The following is a 16,060-nucleotide window of genomic DNA, read 5'->3' on the forward strand; positions in this document are numbered from 1 at the left end:
GTACCCACAACTTGGTATCGTCGCTTTCACGCTCGCACCCGACGTCACCATACAAGCCAGGCGAGCCACCCCCTCGATCAACGAAGAGAAGAGATCATGCAACGACGCACCCACTTCCGCCGCACCGCAGCGACGGCCGCCGCTCTGCTCGCCACTCTCGGCCTTCTCGCCGCCTGTACGGCCCCCGACTCGTCCATCTCCCCCGGCGCGACCTCCGGCAGCGGCGACGGCGACACCCGCATCGCCTTCGTCTCGCAGGTCGAGGGCATCCCCTACTTCTCCGGTTTCAAGACCGGCGCCGAGAAGGCCGCCGAGGAGTTCGGCGTCTCGTACACGCAGTCCGGGCCCGCCAAGGCCGATTCCGCCGAGCAGAAGCGCATCGTCGACGGCCTCGTCGCCCAGGGCTACGACGGCATCGCGATCTCGCCCCTCGACCCCACCTCGATGGACGGCTCGATCGCCGCGGCATCCTCCGCCGGCCTCGCTGTCATCACCTCCGATGCGGATGCTCCGAACAGCAAGCGCAGCGTGTTCGTCTCGCAGGCGAGCGACGAGGAACTCGGCCAGACGGCCATGGACCAGATCGCCGAACAGGCCGACGGCAAGGGCCAGTACGCGATCGTCTCCGGTGCAGCGGATGTCGCGACCTTCAACTCCTGGTCGCAGGCGGCCGTCGATCGCCAGGAATCCGAATACCCCGACATGGAGCTCGTGGGCGGCATCCGCCACACCGCCGACAGCGCCGAAGCCCTGCGCGAGGCCCAGGATCTGCTGACCGCCTACCCCGACCTCGCCGGCATCATCGCCGTGCCCTCGACTGCCGTTCCGGGTGTCGCCCAGGCCGTGCAGAACGCGGGCAAGGCCGGAGACGTGGCCGTGACCGGCTTCGGCAGTCCCAAGACCGTCGCCCCCTTCATCGCCTCGGGCGTCATGAAGTCCAGCGTGCTGTGGAACGTCGAAGACCTCGGCTACCTCACCGTCTGGGCGCTCACGCAGGTCATCGAGGGCAAGGACTTCGCCGCCGAGAACGACGTGCCGGGACTCGACGAGCCGGTCCGCTACGACGAAGCCACCCAGACCCTGCTGCTCGGCCAGCCGACCGTGTTCACCAAGGAGAATGTCGATGACTTCGACTTCTGACCCCACCCCGCTCCTCGCGGTCAGCAGCCTCTCGAAGAGGTTCGGCGCGGTCGTCGCGCTGGAAGACGTCTCCCTCGAGGTGCGCCGCGCCGAACGCCTCGCGATCATGGGCGAGAACGGCGCCGGCAAGTCCACGCTCATGAAACTCCTCGCCGGGGTCTACAGCCCCGACGAGGGGTCCATGACCCTCGACGGCGAGACCTACGCCCCCGCCGACCCGCACGCGGCCCTCGCCCTCGGCGTCTCGACGGTGTACCAGGAGCCCGCGTTCTTCGCCCACCTCTCGGTGATCGAGAACCTGTTCATGGGCAACCTGCCCCGCACCCGGCTCGGCTCCGTCGACGCCAGAGCGATGCGCCGCGAGGCCACCGCGCTGCTCCGCCGACTCAACCTGCCGGAGAAGCTCCTCGACCGGAAGATGGGGGAGCTGTCGCTCGGCGAGCAGCAGCAGGTGCTCATCGCCCGCGCCGTCCGGGTCGACGCGCGCATCCTCATCCTCGACGAGCCGACCTCGATCCTCACCCGAGCCGAGTCGGAGCGCCTGTTCGACATCGTCGACACGCTGATCGCCGCGGGAACCTCGGTCGTCTCGATCACCCACCGCTTCGACGAGCTCGAGCGCCTGGGCGACCGGTTCATCGTGCTCCGCGACGGCCGCTACGTCGGCGAGACCGACGATCCCGCCCAGGAGCCGCTCCTGAAGATGATGGGCGGACGCTCGGGCGCGGCCCTGGCCCCGCTCGCCGCCGAAGAGCGCCCGCCCCTCCCCGAGGGCACCGCACCCACGCTGACCGTGGACGGTCTGACCGTCGAGGGGCAGTTCGCCGACATCTCGTTCGAGGTGTTCCCCGGACGCATCACGGGTCTGTACGGACTCGTCGGCGCCGGCCGCAGCGAGGTCGCCCTCACGATCTTCGGCGCGACCGGCGTCACCTCCGGCGCGATGACCCTCGGCGGACGCCCGTTCACCCCGCGGAGCACCCGCGACGCGCTGAACCACGGCGTCGCCTACGTGCCCGAGGACCGCAAGACCCAGGGCGTCTTCCCGTTCATGAACGTCACCGAGAACCTCACGGCATCCACGCACGAGAAGATCACCACGACCGGCGTCATCCGCGTCGCCAAGGAGCAGGGTTTCGTCTCGTCCTGGATCACGAAGTTCTCGATCAAGACCGCGACCAGCCGCGCCGGCATCCTCACCCTCTCGGGCGGAAACCAGCAGAAGACGCTGCTCGCCCGCGCCGTCGCCACCGAGCCGCGGCTGCTGATCCTCGACGAGCCGACCCGCGGCATCGACGTCGCCACCAAAGCGGAGATCCACCGCGACATCCGCGAGCTCGCCGCGACCGGTGTCGCCGTGCTCGTGATCAGCAGCGAGCTGCCCGAGCTGATCGCCCTGTCCGACCACGTCCACGTCCTGAGAGAGGGGCACATGACCGCCTCGTTCACCCGCGAGCAGGCGACAGAGGATGCCGTGCTCCGCGCCGCCGTCGGAGCGGGGGTGAGCGCAGGTGGCTGACTCCCGAACCCTCCGGCGCGTGCAGCTCGCGCTGCTCCCGGTGCTCCTCGTCGTCGAGTTCATCGTCTTCTCGCTGCTGTCGCCGCGCTTCTTCACCCCGGAGAACCTCGCGAACATCGCCTACAACTCCGCCGACCTCGCCCTGGTCGCAGCCGGTGTCACGCTCGTCGTGATCCTGGGCGGCATCGACGTCTCCACCGGCTTCGCGGTCGGCATCGTCGCCTGGACCGTCGCGAAGCTCAGCGGCGCGGGCCTCCCCGCCTTCGTGGTGGTCTTCGCGGCCCTCGTCGTCGGCGCCCTCCTCGGCGCGATCAACGGCAGCCTCGTCACGTTCGGCAAGGTGCCTCCCATCATCGCGACGCTCGGCACCGCGGCGATCTTCCAGACCGCACTCTTCGCGCTCTGGAACAGCAACGACCTGTTCGCCAGCCCGATCGCCCCGATCTTCTCGGGCGAACGCGTGCTGGGCGTGCCCATGGTCGTCGGCCTGGTGATCGTCGTCTACGCCTTCCTGGCCTGGTTCATGCACAAGCGCCCCTCGGGCCGCGAGCTGTATGCGACCGGCTCGAACCCCGAGGCCGCCCGCCTCGCCGGCATCCGGGTCAACCGCCTCACCTTCCTCAGCTACCTCACGATCGGCGTGCTCGTCGGGCTCGCGGGCCTGATCTACGTCGGCCGGGTCGGCGTGGTGCAGGCCTCGAGCGGCAACGAGCTGACGCTCCTCGCGATCGCGGCGGTCGTCGTCGGCGGCACCTCGATCCTCGGTGGCGAAGGATCCGTCCTCCGCACCCTCGGCGGCCTCGTCTTCATCGTCGTGCTGCAGAACGGCATCGTCCTCGCCGGCGTCCCGCCGCTGTGGAACGGACTCATGGTCGGCACCACGATCATCCTCGCCGTGGCCATCGACGTCCTCGCGGCCCGCAAGGCCAACCGCCCCCTCCTGAGAGGTCTCGCATGAACCGCGTGATGAGGTCTGTTCCGTGGAGTGACCGCCGCGTCTCGCTGGCGGTGCTCATCGTCATCGCCGTCGTCGTGATGAGCCTGCTGTCGCCGTACTTCCTGCGCCCGGACAACCTGCTCTCCATGACGCAGTACGGCGCTGTGCTCGGTCTGCTCGCCCTCGGGCAGAGCATCGTCATCCTCGGCGGAGGCGGCGGCATCGACCTGTCGGTCGGCTCGACCATGAGCCTGTCGGGCGTGGTCTTCGGACTCCTGGCAGTGAACGTCGGACTCGACCCGTGGGTCGCAGCGCTCGGCGCGATCGCGGCGGGAGCCCTCCTGGGCGGCGTCAACGCGGCGCTCATCACCCTGCTCCGCATCCCCCCGCTGATCGCGACGATCGCCACGCTGTACCTGTTCGCCTCCGCGGCGCTGGTGCTCACGAACGGCATCGACATCAACGGCTTCGACCGCTCCGGCTTCGCGTTCCTCGGCCAGAGCAAGATCGCCGGATTCCCGACGCAGGTCATCCTCGTGCTCCTGCCCGCCTACGTCATCGCCGCGATCGTCCTGTCGCGGACGCCCACCGGACGCCGCATCTACGAGACCGGCAACAACGCGCAGGCCGCTCTGCTCACCGGGGTGAACGTGCGCGCCACCCGCGCCGGGCTCTACATCACCTCGGGTGCGCTCGCCGGTCTCGCGGCCGTCGTCAACGCCTCGTGGCTGCTGAACGCGAAGGCGGCGGCGGGCGCGGGCATGGAGCTGCAGTCGATCACCATCGCGGTCCTCGGCGGCATCGTCATCACCGGCGGCATCGGCCGGGTGTCGGGGACACTGCTGGGCCTCGTGCTCGTCGTGATCCTCAACTCGGGTCTGCAGCTGGCGGGCGTGAGCAACACCTGGCAGATCGGGCTCCTCGGCGCCGTGCTGATCGTCAGCGTCCTGATCGACACCCTGCGAGTACGGAGGCAGCGCACATGAGCGAGCTCAGCACCCTCATCCCCTCGACCCCGGCCCGGGGCGAGCGGGCGATCGACCTGCTCGTGGTGGGCGACACCGGCATCGACCTCATGGTCGACGTCGACACCCTCCCCGGTCGCGACGCGAAGTCCATCGGCCGGAGTCTCGGCATCCACCCCGGAGGCATGGGCGCGAACTTCGCCGTCGCCGCGGGACTCGCCGAGCCGCTGCTGCGTGTCTCGCTGTTCTCGCGGGTCGGCGACGACCCGTTCGGCATCGGCTGCATCCGCGCCCTCGCCAGCGCGGGCATCGCGACCGACCACGTCGAGGTGATGGCCGACGAGCTGACCTGGTGGTGCGCCGTCGCGGTCGCCGCCGACGGGGAGAAGAGCCTCCTCGGCGGTCGCACCCCCGCTTCGCTGCCCGATGCCGCGCGCGTCGGGGCAGACGTGCTGGCCGCGACCCGCTGGCTGCACGTGCTCGCCGATGTGCCCGGCTCGGACGACCTGATCCACCGCGCACGCGCGGCCGGAGCGGGGACCAGCGTCGACGTCGAAGGCAGTTTCGTCGCCGAGGATGCCGACCGGGCCAGGGCGCTCATCGCGTTGGCCGACCTGGCCATCGTGAACACCGGGGCCGCCCAGACCCTCGCCGGCACCACCGACGACGAGGCCGCGCTCCGGGCCCTGCTGCACGACACCGCGCACCGCGTGGTCGTGCTCACCCGCGGTGCCGACGGATCCCTGCTCGGGGCATCCGCCAGCGACGGCTCGATCGCGATCTGGTCGCAGCCCAGCGTGCCGGTGCCCCGCGTGGTCGACACCACCGGAGCGGGCGATGCCTTCGCCGGCACGGTCGTCGCGACACTGCTCGCAGGCCGTGGCGTCGACCACGCCCTCACGGCTGCGGCCGCCCACGCGGCCCGCGCCATCAGCCACCTCGGCTCCCGCTCCGGCGGGCTGCCCGGGTGGCCGCATTCTCACGACTCACAAGAAAGAGGAGACATCCATGACTGAACCGACCGCCACGACCCCGCAGACCGACCCGACGCGGTTCACCCGCCTCGAGGACAAGATCCTCGGATCGCTCGCGACCGCGGTGATCGGTGATGCGCTCGGCGCGCCGACCGAGACGCGGAGCATCCCGCAGATCCGCACACTCTTCGGCGGCCCGGTGACCGAGTTCCACAAGCCGCTGGCCGACTCGCCCTACTCCAAGGGTCGTCACGCCGCGCAGATCACGGATGACAGCAGCCAGCTGCTCATGCTCGCCGAGGTCTTCATCCGCACCGGCACCGCGATCACCCCGCGCGACGTCGCCGACATGATCCTCGAGTGGTCGACGAACACCGACTACTTCCCGCACTTCGCCGGCCCCACGACCCGTCGTGCCGTCGCCGCGCTCAAGGAGGGAGCCGACCCCGAGACGATCGGTGCCGCGGGTGACGAGGCCACGACCGGTGCGAGCAACGGTGCCGCGATGCGCGCCGGGGCAGCCGGACTCGCCCACCCCGGCGACGTGAACGGAGCGGTGCAGGCGGCGCTGATCACGGCACGCCCCAGCCACTTCACGTCGGTCGGTGTCGCCGGAGCCGCGGCCGTCGCGGGTGCGGTCGCCGCCGCGCTCGTCGACGACGCGACCGTGACCGACGTCGTGGACGCCTTCCTCTGGGCGGCCCTGGAAGGCGAGCGACTCGGGCGCGAACTCGGCCGCGAGGTCCCGGCCCCCAGCGTCTACGAGCGGGCCAAGCGTGCCGCCGAGATCGCGATCACCGAGCGTGACCAGGGCCGGCTCGTCACGCGCATCGCCGCCGAGATCGGCACGGGTCTGCCGGCCGCGGAGGCCGTTCCCGCCGCACTCGGCTTCTTCGTCGCCGCTGCGGGCGACCCGTGGCTCACGGTGCAGGCCGCTGCGAACGCGGGCGACGACACCGACACGGTCGCGTGCATGGCCGGATCGATCGCCGGGGCGTTCTCGGGTTTCGCCGCGGTCCCGCGCGACAAGTATGCGCAGGTGCTGGAGGCCAACCCGATCGACATCGCCGACGTCGCCAAGCGGCTGTACGAGACCGTTCGCTGACCCGCAGCGGACGGACAGGGGTCGGGCCGCTGCGGTCCGGCCCCAGCCGTCCGGTGACCTTTCGTCGGGGAGCGCGCAAGATGCCGGTGTACCGCGTGCGGTTCGCCGCATGCCCCGCCGAACGCGCGCGATCGCCATGTCTAACCTCATCGCATGACTCTGGGATCACTCGCCGACATCATCACCGCCCTCACCGCTGTCCTCGCTCTCTTCGCTGCCATCGCTGGGGCTCGACATGCTCGTCAGCTGTTCGGAGTCGAGGCGCGACGCGATGAATCGACTGCCGCTCGTGAGCGGCAGTCCCAGGCGAGCAAGGTCTTCGCGTGGGTCGCGTCCCGCATTGGCGAGGACACGACGTACGGCGTGGTCGTCGTGAACTCCTCGGAGCAGGCCATCTACGACGTCGAGGTGCGCGTGACGGATGCTCACGCCGGCGAACGCCGCCCGATCTCGCTCACGATCCTGCCTCCCGGCGCCTACTACCTCGGTGAGAGTCCTGAGGCATACGCGTGGGAGTTCGCGTCGCGGCTTCGGTCCTTCGATGACGAGATCCGTCCCGTGACGAAGTCGAAGAACCGCCGCATTCTGCGGATGTCGTTCCGGGACAGTTCCAATCTGATGTGGACACGGGACGGAGTAGGTATCCTCGAGTCCTCGCTGACTGTCGAGTGACTCGCTGCGATCTCGGGTACCGACTCGGATCCATCCACAGATCGCGTTCCAATCCGCCGGCGGTCTCCGGTGGCTGACATGATGGACGCCATGGCCATCTCTCTGCTTGACCGTACGATCTACTCGTACTCCGATGTGGATCGGCTCGTTGGTCTGCACGGCGGAACTGCAAGGCGATGGCTCGACGGATACACGCGAGCAGGCAAGTTCTATGAGCCGATTCTTCGCGAGTCCGCGAGTGGATCCGAAGCCGTGACCTGGGGCGAGATGGTCGAGGCGCGCCTCTTGGCGGAGTTCAGGAATCGAGATGTGACGGTGCAGAAACTGCGCCCCGCGATCGAACAGCTGCGCGAGCAGTTCGGTCGGTATCCGCTCGCCCTTGCCCGCCCCTTTCTCGACGTCGAAGGACGGGAGCTCGTCCAGATCGTCCAGGAGCGGGTCGGACTGGAGCGGTCGCTCCAACTCGTCGTCGTTCGCAACGGACAGAGCATGCTCAGTGCGGCGACCAAGCGTTTCAGCGGCGCCGTGCAGTACATCGACGGCGCGGCGGGGAGTATCCAACCTGACCCGAGAACGCCGTTCGTGGCCATGGATCCGTCTCGAACCTTCGGCCAGCCGGCGGTGCGCAACGTGCGAACCGAGGTTCTAGCCGGGGACTACAAAGCCGGGAGCTCCCGCGAGGAGCTTGCAGACCTCTACGAATTGACGCCCGATCAGGTCGACGAAGCACTGCGGTTCGAGCTCATCGTCGGCAGCGACCGGGCGGCGTGATCTGAGTGTTCTCACCGGTCTACTTTGCCGACGAGAACACCCTGGGCTTTGCGAAAGTGCTCCGACGCGCGGGGCGGACCGACGTCCTTCATCCTGGTCACCCGGACTTCCCCGCTGTCCCGCTCGGAGCGCTCGACCTTCAGTGGATGCCCGCGGTCGGTCGCGCTGGCTTCATCGTGGTCACTCGTGACCGCCGCATCCGCACCCGGCCGGCGGAATTGACCGCGTACCGAGAACATGGCATCCGTTCGGTGTGGCTGGGGGTGAAGCGGGACATGCGACCGGACGAGCAGGCGCAGCTCTTCCTGCGACATGAGGATCGCTTGAAACGCGAGATCATCAAGCGCGGTGCCGGGCCGTGGGCCCTCGCCATGAACGGCAGGGGCCTGCGACCGATTCGCCTCGGTGGTGAGTGACCCGACTGGATGGCCCGGCGCTTACTCGAACCCACCCGTCAACCGCCCGCGCATCTGCTGGCTGCTGTCGTTCATCCCGACGATCTCCACCGTCTTCCCGAGCGCCTGATACTTCGTCTCAATCGCATCCAATGCCGCAACGGTCGACGCATCCCAGATATGCGACCCCGACAGGTCGATGACCACCCGCTCCGGATCGTCGGAGTACGAGAACAACGTCGTCAGATCATTGCTCGACGCGAAGAACAGCTCCCCCTCCACGACGTACGTCACGACATCCCCGGCCTCAGACAAAACGCGCGTCACCGTCACGAAGTGCGCCACCCGCCGCACGAACAGCACCGACGCGACCAGCACCCCACCGACCACGCCGACGGCGAGGTTGTGCGTGATCAGCACGAGCACCACCGTCGCCACCATCACGAACGTCTCGCTCTTCGGCATCCGCTTCAACGTCGATGGCCGCACGCTGTGCCAGTCGAACGCTCCGATCGCGACCATGATCATCACGGCCACCAGCGCGGCCATCGGGATCGTCCCGACGAAATCGCCGAACACCACTACGAGCAGGAACAGGAAGATCCCGGCGCAGAAGGTCGAGATGCGGGTCCGTGCGCCGGAGGCCTTCACGTTGATCATGGTCTGACCGATCACGGCGCAGCCGCCCATGCCGCCGAAGATCCCCGACAGCACGTTCGCCACACCCTGCCCCCACGCCTCGCGGCTCTTGCGGGAGTGGGTGTCGGTGATCTCGTCGACGAGCTTCGCGGTCAGCAGCGACTCCATCAGCCCCACCAGCGCGACCCCGAGCGCGAACGGCGCGATGATCGTGAACGTCTCCCACGTCATCGGAACGTTCGGGATGAACAGCTCCGGCAGGCTCTTCGGCAGCTCGCCCTGGTCGCCGACCGTGGGCACGGTGATGCCGAACGCGAGCACGACACCCGTCACGATGACGACCGATACGAGCGGTGCGGGGACGATCTTGGTGATCTTCGGCATCAGGATCATCACGACGATCCCGAGCGCGACCAGCGGATACACCAGCCACAGCACGTCGATCAGCTGGGGGAACTGCGAGCTGAACACGAAGATCGCCAGCGCGTTCACGAACCCGACCATGACGCTGCGGGGGATGAAGCGCATCAGCTTCGCGACGCCGATCACCCCGAGGATCACCTGGAAGATGCCGGCGAGGATGACGGTCGCGATGAAGTAGTCGAGCCCGTACGTCGGCGCGACGGGCGCGATCACGAGTGCCACTGCCCCGGTCGCCGCGGTCACCATCGCCGGACGCCCGCCGAGGAACGCGATCGACACCGCCATGATGAACGACGAGAACAGCCCCACCTTCGGGTCGACGCCGGCGATCACCGAGAACGCGATCGCCTCGGGGATGAGCGCGAGCCCGACGACGAGCCCTGCCAGCACCTCGCGGGTCAGCATCCGCGGATTCTTCAGCGCCGTGAGCACCGAAGGGTTCGCCCGATAGCGGGCACGATCATCGACCGTCGTTGCAGACATGAGGGCTCCAGGGGAAGGCGCTCGAGAATGAGGCAGACGTTCCAGCGTAGAGCGGATGCTGCGGGCGCGAGAGGAACGTGCGCGCAGAGAGGGGTCGGCTTGTGTTGGCGGCCGCCCGCCCAGGTGGTTTACTGGGCGGGCGGTGCTCAGACCTACAGTAGGTCTTGCATTCGTATCAGGATGACGATGGTCTGGGCTACCTGAGTCAGGGCGCGAATCCAGGTCAGGTGCTCAGGCCATCGTTTCGGACGTCGTGGTTGTTTGGGTGGGACTGATCTCGGCACTTGTCACCTCCTTACCTTCCGAGGGACTTCCTTTATCGCGGATGCTGTCCGAAAGGTCTATCCTGGTTGGGCGACGGTTTAACCGGCCAGATCACGTCATTGAACGATGTCACGGACGTAACTGGCCGGTTAAAACGCTCAGTTTTACACGATAGAACTTGTCCTAGTGAGGAACTTGATGCCAAACGCCGAGCTCGATTTCAGCCGCCCGCCGACGGACCGCGAGAGAGTTCGTCTTGAGGCGCGACTGCGCCGTGTTGGCACCCCGGAGTTTCGGCGCCTGGTCGACGGTGTTTATCCGAACCTAAGGTCGCTCGGACCAGGGCATGGTGACTTGGTCTCCCGAGGGCTCGTGATGCGACCGGGCTTCGTCTTCCGGTCGTCCGATACGCTGCGGGATTCGTCCGACCGTAGTGCTCCGCCTCGGGAGGAACGGCCGCCCGCAACTCGCGTGGGCAATAGTCGGGGGGCGGCGCTGCGCACCTATCTACTGGCTCTTGCCATCGCCCAAGCGCATAGGAAGAAAGGCTCAAAGGCGAGACTCAACGACTTTGGCATTGAGATTCTCGGCGCTTCTGGATCTCTTGGGTGGCCAGACATAGTGGCCACGCCGGCCGTTCAGGGGGCCTCGGCCAGGGTGTATCTGTCAGCACGTGACAAGCGCGCTCGAGCCGTGAGGGCGGCACTTGTGACACTCCAGAAGGCGGGGCTAGTGCTTGTGCCTCAGGCTCAAGGCGCGCGGGGCAGGTACAGCAACTTGGTGTTGCTCAATGAGTCAGGCGTTGAGTCCACGGGCGAGCCCGAGGAGTATACGGTGCCGAAGCCGGACACCAGGGTCGTTGTGCTGCCGTCCGGTTTTATCACGAACGGTTGGGTCCATGTCCTTGAGGATTCTGAGATTGCTTTGTTGCTAATGGTCGCCTCGCACGAGGGCGGCTGGCTCGAAGGCGGCTATGCCGTTGTGCCTGCCGCAGTTCGACTGCTCAATTACGGGATTCATCGTGATCCCTACTCGACAGCTAGGAAGACGCTCGAGTGGTTCGGGCTGATCGACGTTGAAGAAGTGGGCCGGCACGACGATGGACGGGCAGAGGATGACGAACGTATGGTGCACCGGATACGTCTTAGGGTCGATCAGTTCGAGCGACCGGGACTGGACCTGATGCAGGAGGCGCTTTCGAGCCAGATTTCTCGATGACGAGACGCATTGCTGTTTCGCTCCCGCTCGCACCAAGGCAGCGAGCCGATTCCCAGCGATCAGCGATAGCAGAGTCCCGACCGCGAGCACCGACGTGTCGAACAGCTCCATCGACCGCAAGGCGCTCGAGAATGAGGCAGACGTTCCAGCCTAGAGCGGATGCTGCGGATGCGGGGATCGCCCGGGCAGCGCTGACAGCCTCCGGCGTCAGGCGGTGCAGGTTGCTGTTCCCGTCCGCGTCAGTCGCAGGCGATCCCGTCGCCGTCGCGGTCGAGGTCGTACACATCCGGCCCGACAACCTGCAGCGGTCCGCGAGCGTATGCCGGGCCGTCGCCGCTTCCGCCTTCGCAGTCCACGTCTGACGCGATCGGAACGCATACGCCGGCGTAGCTCGAATGACAGTCGTTGGCCGGTTGGACGAGGGGGACCGGTGCGGGAGCGGGCTGCCGCGTGCCGCTCGCCGTGACCTCGTTCACTGGAGCGACGGTGACCGTTTCGCGGACCGACTCGCGTGCGACCTCCACTCCGTCGACATAGGTCACGCGGTACGTGGTGACTTTGGTTCCGTCCGCACCGGTCGTGATAGCTGTCTTACCGATATCCAACTGCGGGTCGTCGACGGTCGTCCGCTCGAAAGGAATGACCGTCGTCACTTCGACTTCCTCGAATGTCGTCGGCTTCGGGGAGGGCGTCGGCTTCTTTGTCGGGGTTGAGACGAAGGGCTTGGCCTCTGTCGGCGCGGAGTCTGGGCCGGTGGAGTTCGAACCCGGTCCGCCGAGTGCGGCATTCGCTCCCGAACCTACGAACATGAGCACGAAGGCGATGCCGAGCGCAGCCCAGGCAGCGCCGCGGGATCGCACGCGGAACATCTTGGCCGAGCCTCGAACGAGCGCATAGATCGCGATGAAGAACAGGAACACCCCTGCGAACATGACGATCACACCAAAGCTGCGAGTGAGCAACGTCACCGCCAGGATCACGGCGCTAACGATGAGGACGACCTTCATTCGCGACGACTTCGCTTCGGTCGGAGTCGCTGTGACGGCCGCTGCGGGTGCCTGCCCCAGAGGAGCAGTGTGGGTCGTCCACTGCAGTCCGTCCCACCAACGCTGCTGCGCGGGTTGGTGCGGGTCGGGGTACCAACCTTGAGGTACTTCGGGCATCGTCGCCGTCTTTCTCTTCGGGCTCTCTCGCCGAACCCTACCGATATTCCGGACGCTGTGGGGGCCTGGGCGCATCTCCTTTCAGATGTATCAGGAGCGGCGCTCGAAGCTCCTGTAGTACAGGCGCCGGAGGCGTTTCGGCGCCGATGTGCTGGCGGCTATGTGTCGCCTATCGTGCGGGACTCGCCTTGGAATAGGTGAAGGCGCAGGAAGCGCCTCAGAGCGATCCGGGTAGCCTGGCCTCGTGAACGACGAAGTTGTGGTTTCCAACATGCCCAAGGTGCTTTATCACTACACGGCCGCTGCCGGCCTCGCGGGGATTCTCGAGTCCAGCACGATCTGGGCGACGGACATTCACTATTTGAACGACTACACCGAATTGGTTGATTCGAAGGATCGCCTCCTCGGGATCATGCGGTCCCTCGCGAAGTCGCTCAGGGGTGCCGGTCAGCTCATGGCAAGGCAATTCGTTGAAAGAATCGAAGACGAGCGATGGCCTGACCCCGCGGCGTGGCGGTTGGTGACCTCCTCAGTCAATGGCGGGGATATGGCCGAGGCGGGTATGCGCTCGGGTTCGACGCGGCGTCACTCGACATGCCCCCGGCTCTATTCGCGCGAGATGCGTCCGGTGAGGTCGATCGTTCACGTTTGCCCAGCCAGGTCGGGCTAGTTCGGGTCGAATACGCATCCGATGCACAAGAGCTGATCTTGCAGCGCGCGGCGGACGCAATTGTGAGGCCAGACGAGCACCTCGTCGGCACGGGCCGATCGAGTTGGTTGGCGTCGTCTGCGGCGGCCTCGATCAAGCGCGATGCCTTCAGAGAGGAAAAGGAGTGGAGATTCGTTGTAACTAGCTTCGGTTCACACAACGAGGAGTTCAGAGTCTCTCCTTCCGGCATGCTGATCCCGTACGTTTCGGTCCCTCTCGATCTAAAACGGAGCCTCGTGTCCGTTGTTGTGGGCCCCAGCGATGGTCAGGACAGAGGACGGCTCGCGCAACGTGTCATGGCCGTGAGGAGGCTCTTGCGAAAGCACGATCTCTTGGATCAAGTCGACGTGATCCCGTCAACTGTTCCGTTCCGCGAGGTCTAGACGGGCGCGGGGATCGCCCGCCCTTCCGCCCCGCCGGTTCCTCCGACAGGATGAAGAGGACCGACTTCGAAGGAGTCCGCCGTGTCACTCACACCGCCCCCGGCCCCGCAGGCCGACACCGCTGTCTCCGGGCTCCCGGGCGCCGTCGTGATCGCGGGCATCCGCCGCACGCTCATCTGGACGATCGTCGCGGGACTCGTTTACGCCACCTTCATGAGCGGCGGCAAGGGCATCTGCCCGGGCGGAATCGATGCCAACGGCGGGTTCCTCGACGCCGACGGCCGGTCCGTCGACCAGGCTCCGCTCTGCGTCTCGTTGTCGCTCCGCCCCAGCGTGTTCGTCTACGTCGGTATCGCGCTGATCGTCCTGATCGCGCTCGGCCGTGTGGCCAAGGCATCCGACGAGCGCGCGGCGCTGCGGACGCTGACGCGCGCGATCCAAGGCGCCGGCCTGCTCGTCGCCATCGCACTGGTCGTGTCGCACGTGTGGTTCCAGCTGACCCCGCTGGAGCAGTTCTCCTCCGACTCGTGGACTTACTTCAGTCCGTTCCCGCTCGGGGTCATCGACGTCTCGACCAACCCGATGACGGGGCCGTGACGGCTGGTCTGCGTCCGACCCAGCAGGAGCCGATCAACCCGGGTTGATCGGCCTCGCGCCTACCGCCTCGCCCGCACCCGCAGCCCGAACGCGACCCCCGCCAGCACGATCACGACGACCCCGTAGCCGACGCAGACGGCCTCGAGACCGACGACGCCGACCAACGCCCCCGCGATCACGGCCGGCACCCCGAACGCCAGGTACGCCAGCAGATAGATCACGGCGAAGGTGTCGGCCCGCTGCGTCGGAGGGATGCGCGGGGCGAGCGAGGCGACGACTCCCGAGAACGCGGTGCCGAAGCCCATCCCGGTCACGGCCGCCGCGACGAGGTAGAACGGAAGCGAAGCCACCCCCAGTGCGATCAAAGAGAGCAGCGTGCCGATGGCCAGCCCCGACGTGCCGAACAGGACCATCGTGCGCGCCGACCGCTTGCGCATGACGAACGCGGTCACGGCACCGACCCCGGCCAGCAGGACCACGCCCAAGCCCTGCCACAGGTGCGCCTCGCCGCCGAGCTCACCGCGCACGATGTTCGCGCCGAGGGAGAGGAAGAGTCCGCCCGTCGCCCAGCCGGCGATCACGGCAGGAGCACCGCGCCAGAAGTCAGCGCGGATCTCGGACGGGATCGACAGCCGGAAGCTCAACGACGCCCACACCCCGGGCTTGCGCGGCGCGGTCTCGGGCACCACGAAGAACAGCGCCGCGAGCACGACGTAGACCGAGGTCAGCGGAGCGAACACGTCGAGCAGCGCCTCGCCGCTGACGTCGAGCATCACGGCCGACACGAGTGCCCCGAGCGCCAGTCCGATCCCCGGGCTCAGCGCGTTCCACAGGGCCGCGACTCCCGCGCGTCCGCCCGGCGCGAAGTCGAGCACCGTCGCCGACAGCGCCGAGATGAGCAGACCGCTGGCGACGCCCTGCAGGATGCGCGCGAGGAACAGCATCGCCACGGCATCCGCGTGCCAGAACAGGAGCATGCTGCCCGCCAGCAGCAGGAAGCCGGCGATCGCGACCGGGCGACGACCGATGTGGTCCGACAGCGAGCCGGCCGTGAGGAGTGTGAGCAGCAGCGCCACCGCGTAGACCGCGAACACGGCGCTGATCACGATCGCGTCGAAGCCGATGCTCTGCGCGAGTACGGGGTAGAACGGCGACGGTGCGCTCGCGCCGACCATCATCAGGACCTGCGCGACGATCGCGAGGACGAATCCGAACCTCGCGCGCGGGACCGTGACGGATGCAGAGCGATCAGCAGCCGCAGGGCGGACGATCGGCGCGGTGCTGGTCATGGGCGACTCCTCATAAGGTTCGAGAATCATCGAACTATCGGAGCGTACTCGCCATCCGCCGATTGTTCAACTATTCTCGAACCATGCCTGGCGACCTCCCTCACCCGGAGCGCTCCGAGATCCAGCTCACGGACGTGCTCTTCGCGCTCAGCGACCCCGAGCGCCTCGCCATCACGCGCCAGCTCGCCGACGGTCCTCTCGACATGGCGTCCTGCCACGCCACCGATCCGAACCTGCCGAAGTCGACCAAGTCGCACTTCATGAAGGTGCTGCGCGAGTCCGGCGTCATCCGCAACGAACCGAACGGTCGACGACGGATGCTGACGCTGCGGCGCGACGACCTCGACGCGCTCTTCCCCGGGCTGCTCGACTCGGTGCTCCGCATTCCGTGATCGTTTGGGCGCCGATGAGGCG

At 67.3% G+C, this 16,060-nt stretch carries 17 protein-coding genes and 1 pseudogene; 14 read left to right on the forward strand and 4 right to left on the reverse strand.

Annotated features, from left to right (window positions below):
• The first annotated feature begins 96 nt into the window (after nt 1-96).
• The 9 genes from CQ045_RS09505 (at nt 97) to CQ045_RS09545 (ending at nt 8,499) form a co-directional block, all read left to right on the forward strand.
• A complete protein-coding gene (locus CQ045_RS09505; protein WP_181156517.1) occupies nt 97-1,140 on the forward strand; it encodes an autoinducer 2 ABC transporter substrate-binding protein in 1,044 nt (347 codons plus the stop codon).
• Complete coding sequence (locus CQ045_RS09510; protein ID WP_181156518.1) at nt 1,124-2,659, forward strand: sugar ABC transporter ATP-binding protein; 1,536 nt, start codon at nt 1,124-1,126, stop codon at nt 2,657-2,659. Before CQ045_RS09505 ends, CQ045_RS09510 begins: the two co-directional genes overlap by 17 nt.
• Nucleotides 2,652-3,617: an ABC transporter permease gene (locus CQ045_RS09515; protein ID WP_105723017.1), complete on the forward strand. Its 966-nt coding sequence runs from the start codon at nt 2,652-2,654 to the stop codon at nt 3,615-3,617. Before CQ045_RS09510 ends, CQ045_RS09515 begins: the two co-directional genes overlap by 8 nt.
• Nucleotides 3,614-4,582 (forward strand): ABC transporter permease, encoded by a 969-nt coding sequence (locus CQ045_RS09520; protein WP_105723019.1) that lies wholly within the window; start codon nt 3,614-3,616, stop codon nt 4,580-4,582. The genes CQ045_RS09515 and CQ045_RS09520 overlap by 4 nt, the downstream gene beginning before the upstream one ends.
• A complete protein-coding gene (locus CQ045_RS09525) occupies nt 4,579-5,577 on the forward strand; it encodes a carbohydrate kinase family protein (protein WP_105723021.1) in 999 nt (332 codons plus the stop codon). Before CQ045_RS09520 ends, CQ045_RS09525 begins: the two co-directional genes overlap by 4 nt.
• The gene (locus CQ045_RS09530) at nt 5,570-6,640 is read left to right on the forward strand and encodes an ADP-ribosylglycohydrolase family protein (protein WP_105723023.1); all 1,071 of its coding nucleotides are present in this window, start codon (nt 5,570-5,572) and stop codon (nt 6,638-6,640) included. Before CQ045_RS09525 ends, CQ045_RS09530 begins: the two co-directional genes overlap by 8 nt.
• 153 nt (nt 6,641-6,793) lie before the next feature.
• A complete protein-coding gene (locus tag CQ045_RS09535) occupies nt 6,794-7,312 on the forward strand; it encodes a hypothetical protein (protein WP_105723025.1) in 519 nt (172 codons plus the stop codon).
• Between the two features lie 78 nt (nt 7,313-7,390).
• The gene (locus tag CQ045_RS09540; protein WP_105723026.1) at nt 7,391-8,083 is read left to right on the forward strand and encodes a DUF433 domain-containing protein; all 693 of its coding nucleotides are present in this window, start codon (nt 7,391-7,393) and stop codon (nt 8,081-8,083) included.
• A 5-nt stretch (nt 8,084-8,088) separates the two neighbouring features.
• Nucleotides 8,089-8,499 (forward strand): hypothetical protein, encoded by a 411-nt coding sequence (locus tag CQ045_RS09545; RefSeq protein ID WP_146115223.1) that lies wholly within the window; start codon nt 8,089-8,091, stop codon nt 8,497-8,499.
• A 21-nt stretch (nt 8,500-8,520) separates the two neighbouring features.
• On the opposite strand, the gene CQ045_RS09550 is transcribed toward CQ045_RS09545, so the two are convergent.
• Entirely contained in the window at nt 8,521-10,023 is a 1,503-nt protein-coding gene (locus CQ045_RS09550; RefSeq protein ID WP_105723030.1) for a SulP family inorganic anion transporter, read from the reverse strand.
• Between the two features lie 1,098 nt (nt 10,024-11,121).
• Here CQ045_RS09550 and CQ045_RS09555 point away from each other — a divergent pair.
• Nucleotides 11,122-11,505, forward strand: a complete 384-nt coding sequence (locus CQ045_RS09555) for a hypothetical protein (RefSeq protein WP_146115224.1) — start codon at nt 11,122-11,124, stop codon at nt 11,503-11,505.
• A gap of 239 nt (nt 11,506-11,744) precedes the next feature.
• Here CQ045_RS09555 and CQ045_RS09560 read toward each other — a convergent pair whose 3' ends face one another.
• Nucleotides 11,745-12,512: a G5 domain-containing protein gene (locus CQ045_RS09560; protein ID WP_258131024.1), complete on the reverse strand. Its 768-nt coding sequence runs from the start codon at nt 12,510-12,512 to the stop codon at nt 11,745-11,747.
• Nucleotides 12,513-12,563: 51 nt separating this feature from the next.
• Nucleotides 12,564-12,743 (reverse strand): annotated as a pseudogene (locus CQ045_RS19115) (DUF2510 domain-containing protein); the annotation flags it as partial.
• A 169-nt stretch (nt 12,744-12,912) separates the two neighbouring features.
• On the opposite strand from CQ045_RS19115, the gene CQ045_RS19050 reads away from it, so the two are divergent.
• The 3 genes from CQ045_RS19050 to CQ045_RS09570 all read left to right on the forward strand — a co-directional run bounded on the left by CQ045_RS19050 (nt 12,913) and on the right by CQ045_RS09570 (nt 14,357).
• Nucleotides 12,913-13,338 carry a hypothetical protein gene (locus tag CQ045_RS19050; protein ID WP_258131017.1) on the forward strand — a complete coding sequence of 142 codons (426 nt, stop codon included), beginning with the start codon at nt 12,913-12,915 and terminating at the stop codon, nt 13,336-13,338.
• Nucleotides 13,263-13,760: a hypothetical protein gene (locus CQ045_RS19180; protein ID WP_374955019.1), complete on the forward strand. Its 498-nt coding sequence runs from the start codon at nt 13,263-13,265 to the stop codon at nt 13,758-13,760. Before CQ045_RS19050 ends, CQ045_RS19180 begins: the two co-directional genes overlap by 76 nt.
• 81 nt (nt 13,761-13,841) lie before the next feature.
• Nucleotides 13,842-14,357 carry a hypothetical protein gene (locus tag CQ045_RS09570; protein WP_258131018.1) on the forward strand — a complete coding sequence of 172 codons (516 nt, stop codon included), beginning with the start codon at nt 13,842-13,844 and terminating at the stop codon, nt 14,355-14,357.
• Between the two features lie 59 nt (nt 14,358-14,416).
• On the opposite strand, the gene CQ045_RS09575 is transcribed toward CQ045_RS09570, so the two are convergent.
• Entirely contained in the window at nt 14,417-15,646 is a 1,230-nt protein-coding gene (locus tag CQ045_RS09575) for an MFS transporter (RefSeq protein WP_181156520.1), read from the reverse strand.
• Nucleotides 15,647-15,729: 83 nt separating this feature from the next.
• Between CQ045_RS09575 and CQ045_RS09580 the strand changes: the two genes are divergently transcribed.
• Entirely contained in the window at nt 15,730-16,038 is a 309-nt protein-coding gene (locus tag CQ045_RS09580) for a helix-turn-helix transcriptional regulator (RefSeq protein WP_105723040.1), read from the forward strand.
• Nucleotides 16,039-16,060: the final 22 nt, after the last annotated feature.

The sequence above is a fragment of the Microbacterium sp. MYb66 genome, assembly GCF_002979435.1.
In the GTDB taxonomy this organism is placed as follows: Bacteria; Actinomycetota; Actinomycetes; order Actinomycetales; family Microbacteriaceae; genus Microbacterium.

Excerpts from the sequence above, each read along its gene's own strand:
- CQ045_RS09510 (WP_181156518.1), top strand. The coding sequence starts at position 1,124 with ATGACTTCGACTTCTGACCCCACCCCGCTCCTCGCGGTCAGCAGCCTC.
- CQ045_RS09520 (WP_105723019.1), top strand. The coding sequence starts at position 3,614 with ATGAACCGCGTGATGAGGTCTGTTCCGTGGAGTGACCGCCGCGTCTCG.
- CQ045_RS09550 (WP_105723030.1), bottom strand. The coding sequence starts at position 10,023 with ATGTCTGCAACGACGGTCGATGATCGTGCCCGCTATCGGGCGAACCCT.
- CQ045_RS09525 (WP_105723021.1), top strand. The coding sequence starts at position 4,579 with ATGAGCGAGCTCAGCACCCTCATCCCCTCGACCCCGGCCCGGGGCGAG.
- CQ045_RS09580 (WP_105723040.1), top strand. The coding sequence starts at position 15,730 with ATGCCTGGCGACCTCCCTCACCCGGAGCGCTCCGAGATCCAGCTCACG.
- CQ045_RS09575 (WP_181156520.1), bottom strand. The coding sequence starts at position 15,646 with ATGACCAGCACCGCGCCGATCGTCCGCCCTGCGGCTGCTGATCGCTCT.
- CQ045_RS09530 (WP_105723023.1), top strand. The coding sequence starts at position 5,570 with ATGACTGAACCGACCGCCACGACCCCGCAGACCGACCCGACGCGGTTC.
- CQ045_RS09540 (WP_105723026.1), top strand. The coding sequence starts at position 7,391 with ATGATGGACGCCATGGCCATCTCTCTGCTTGACCGTACGATCTACTCG.
- CQ045_RS09505 (WP_181156517.1), top strand. The coding sequence starts at position 97 with ATGCAACGACGCACCCACTTCCGCCGCACCGCAGCGACGGCCGCCGCT.
- CQ045_RS09535 (WP_105723025.1), top strand. The coding sequence starts at position 6,794 with ATGACTCTGGGATCACTCGCCGACATCATCACCGCCCTCACCGCTGTC.
- CQ045_RS19180 (WP_374955019.1), top strand. The coding sequence starts at position 13,263 with ATGCCCCCGGCTCTATTCGCGCGAGATGCGTCCGGTGAGGTCGATCGT.
- CQ045_RS09560 (WP_258131024.1), bottom strand. The coding sequence starts at position 12,512 with ATGAAGGTCGTCCTCATCGTTAGCGCCGTGATCCTGGCGGTGACGTTG.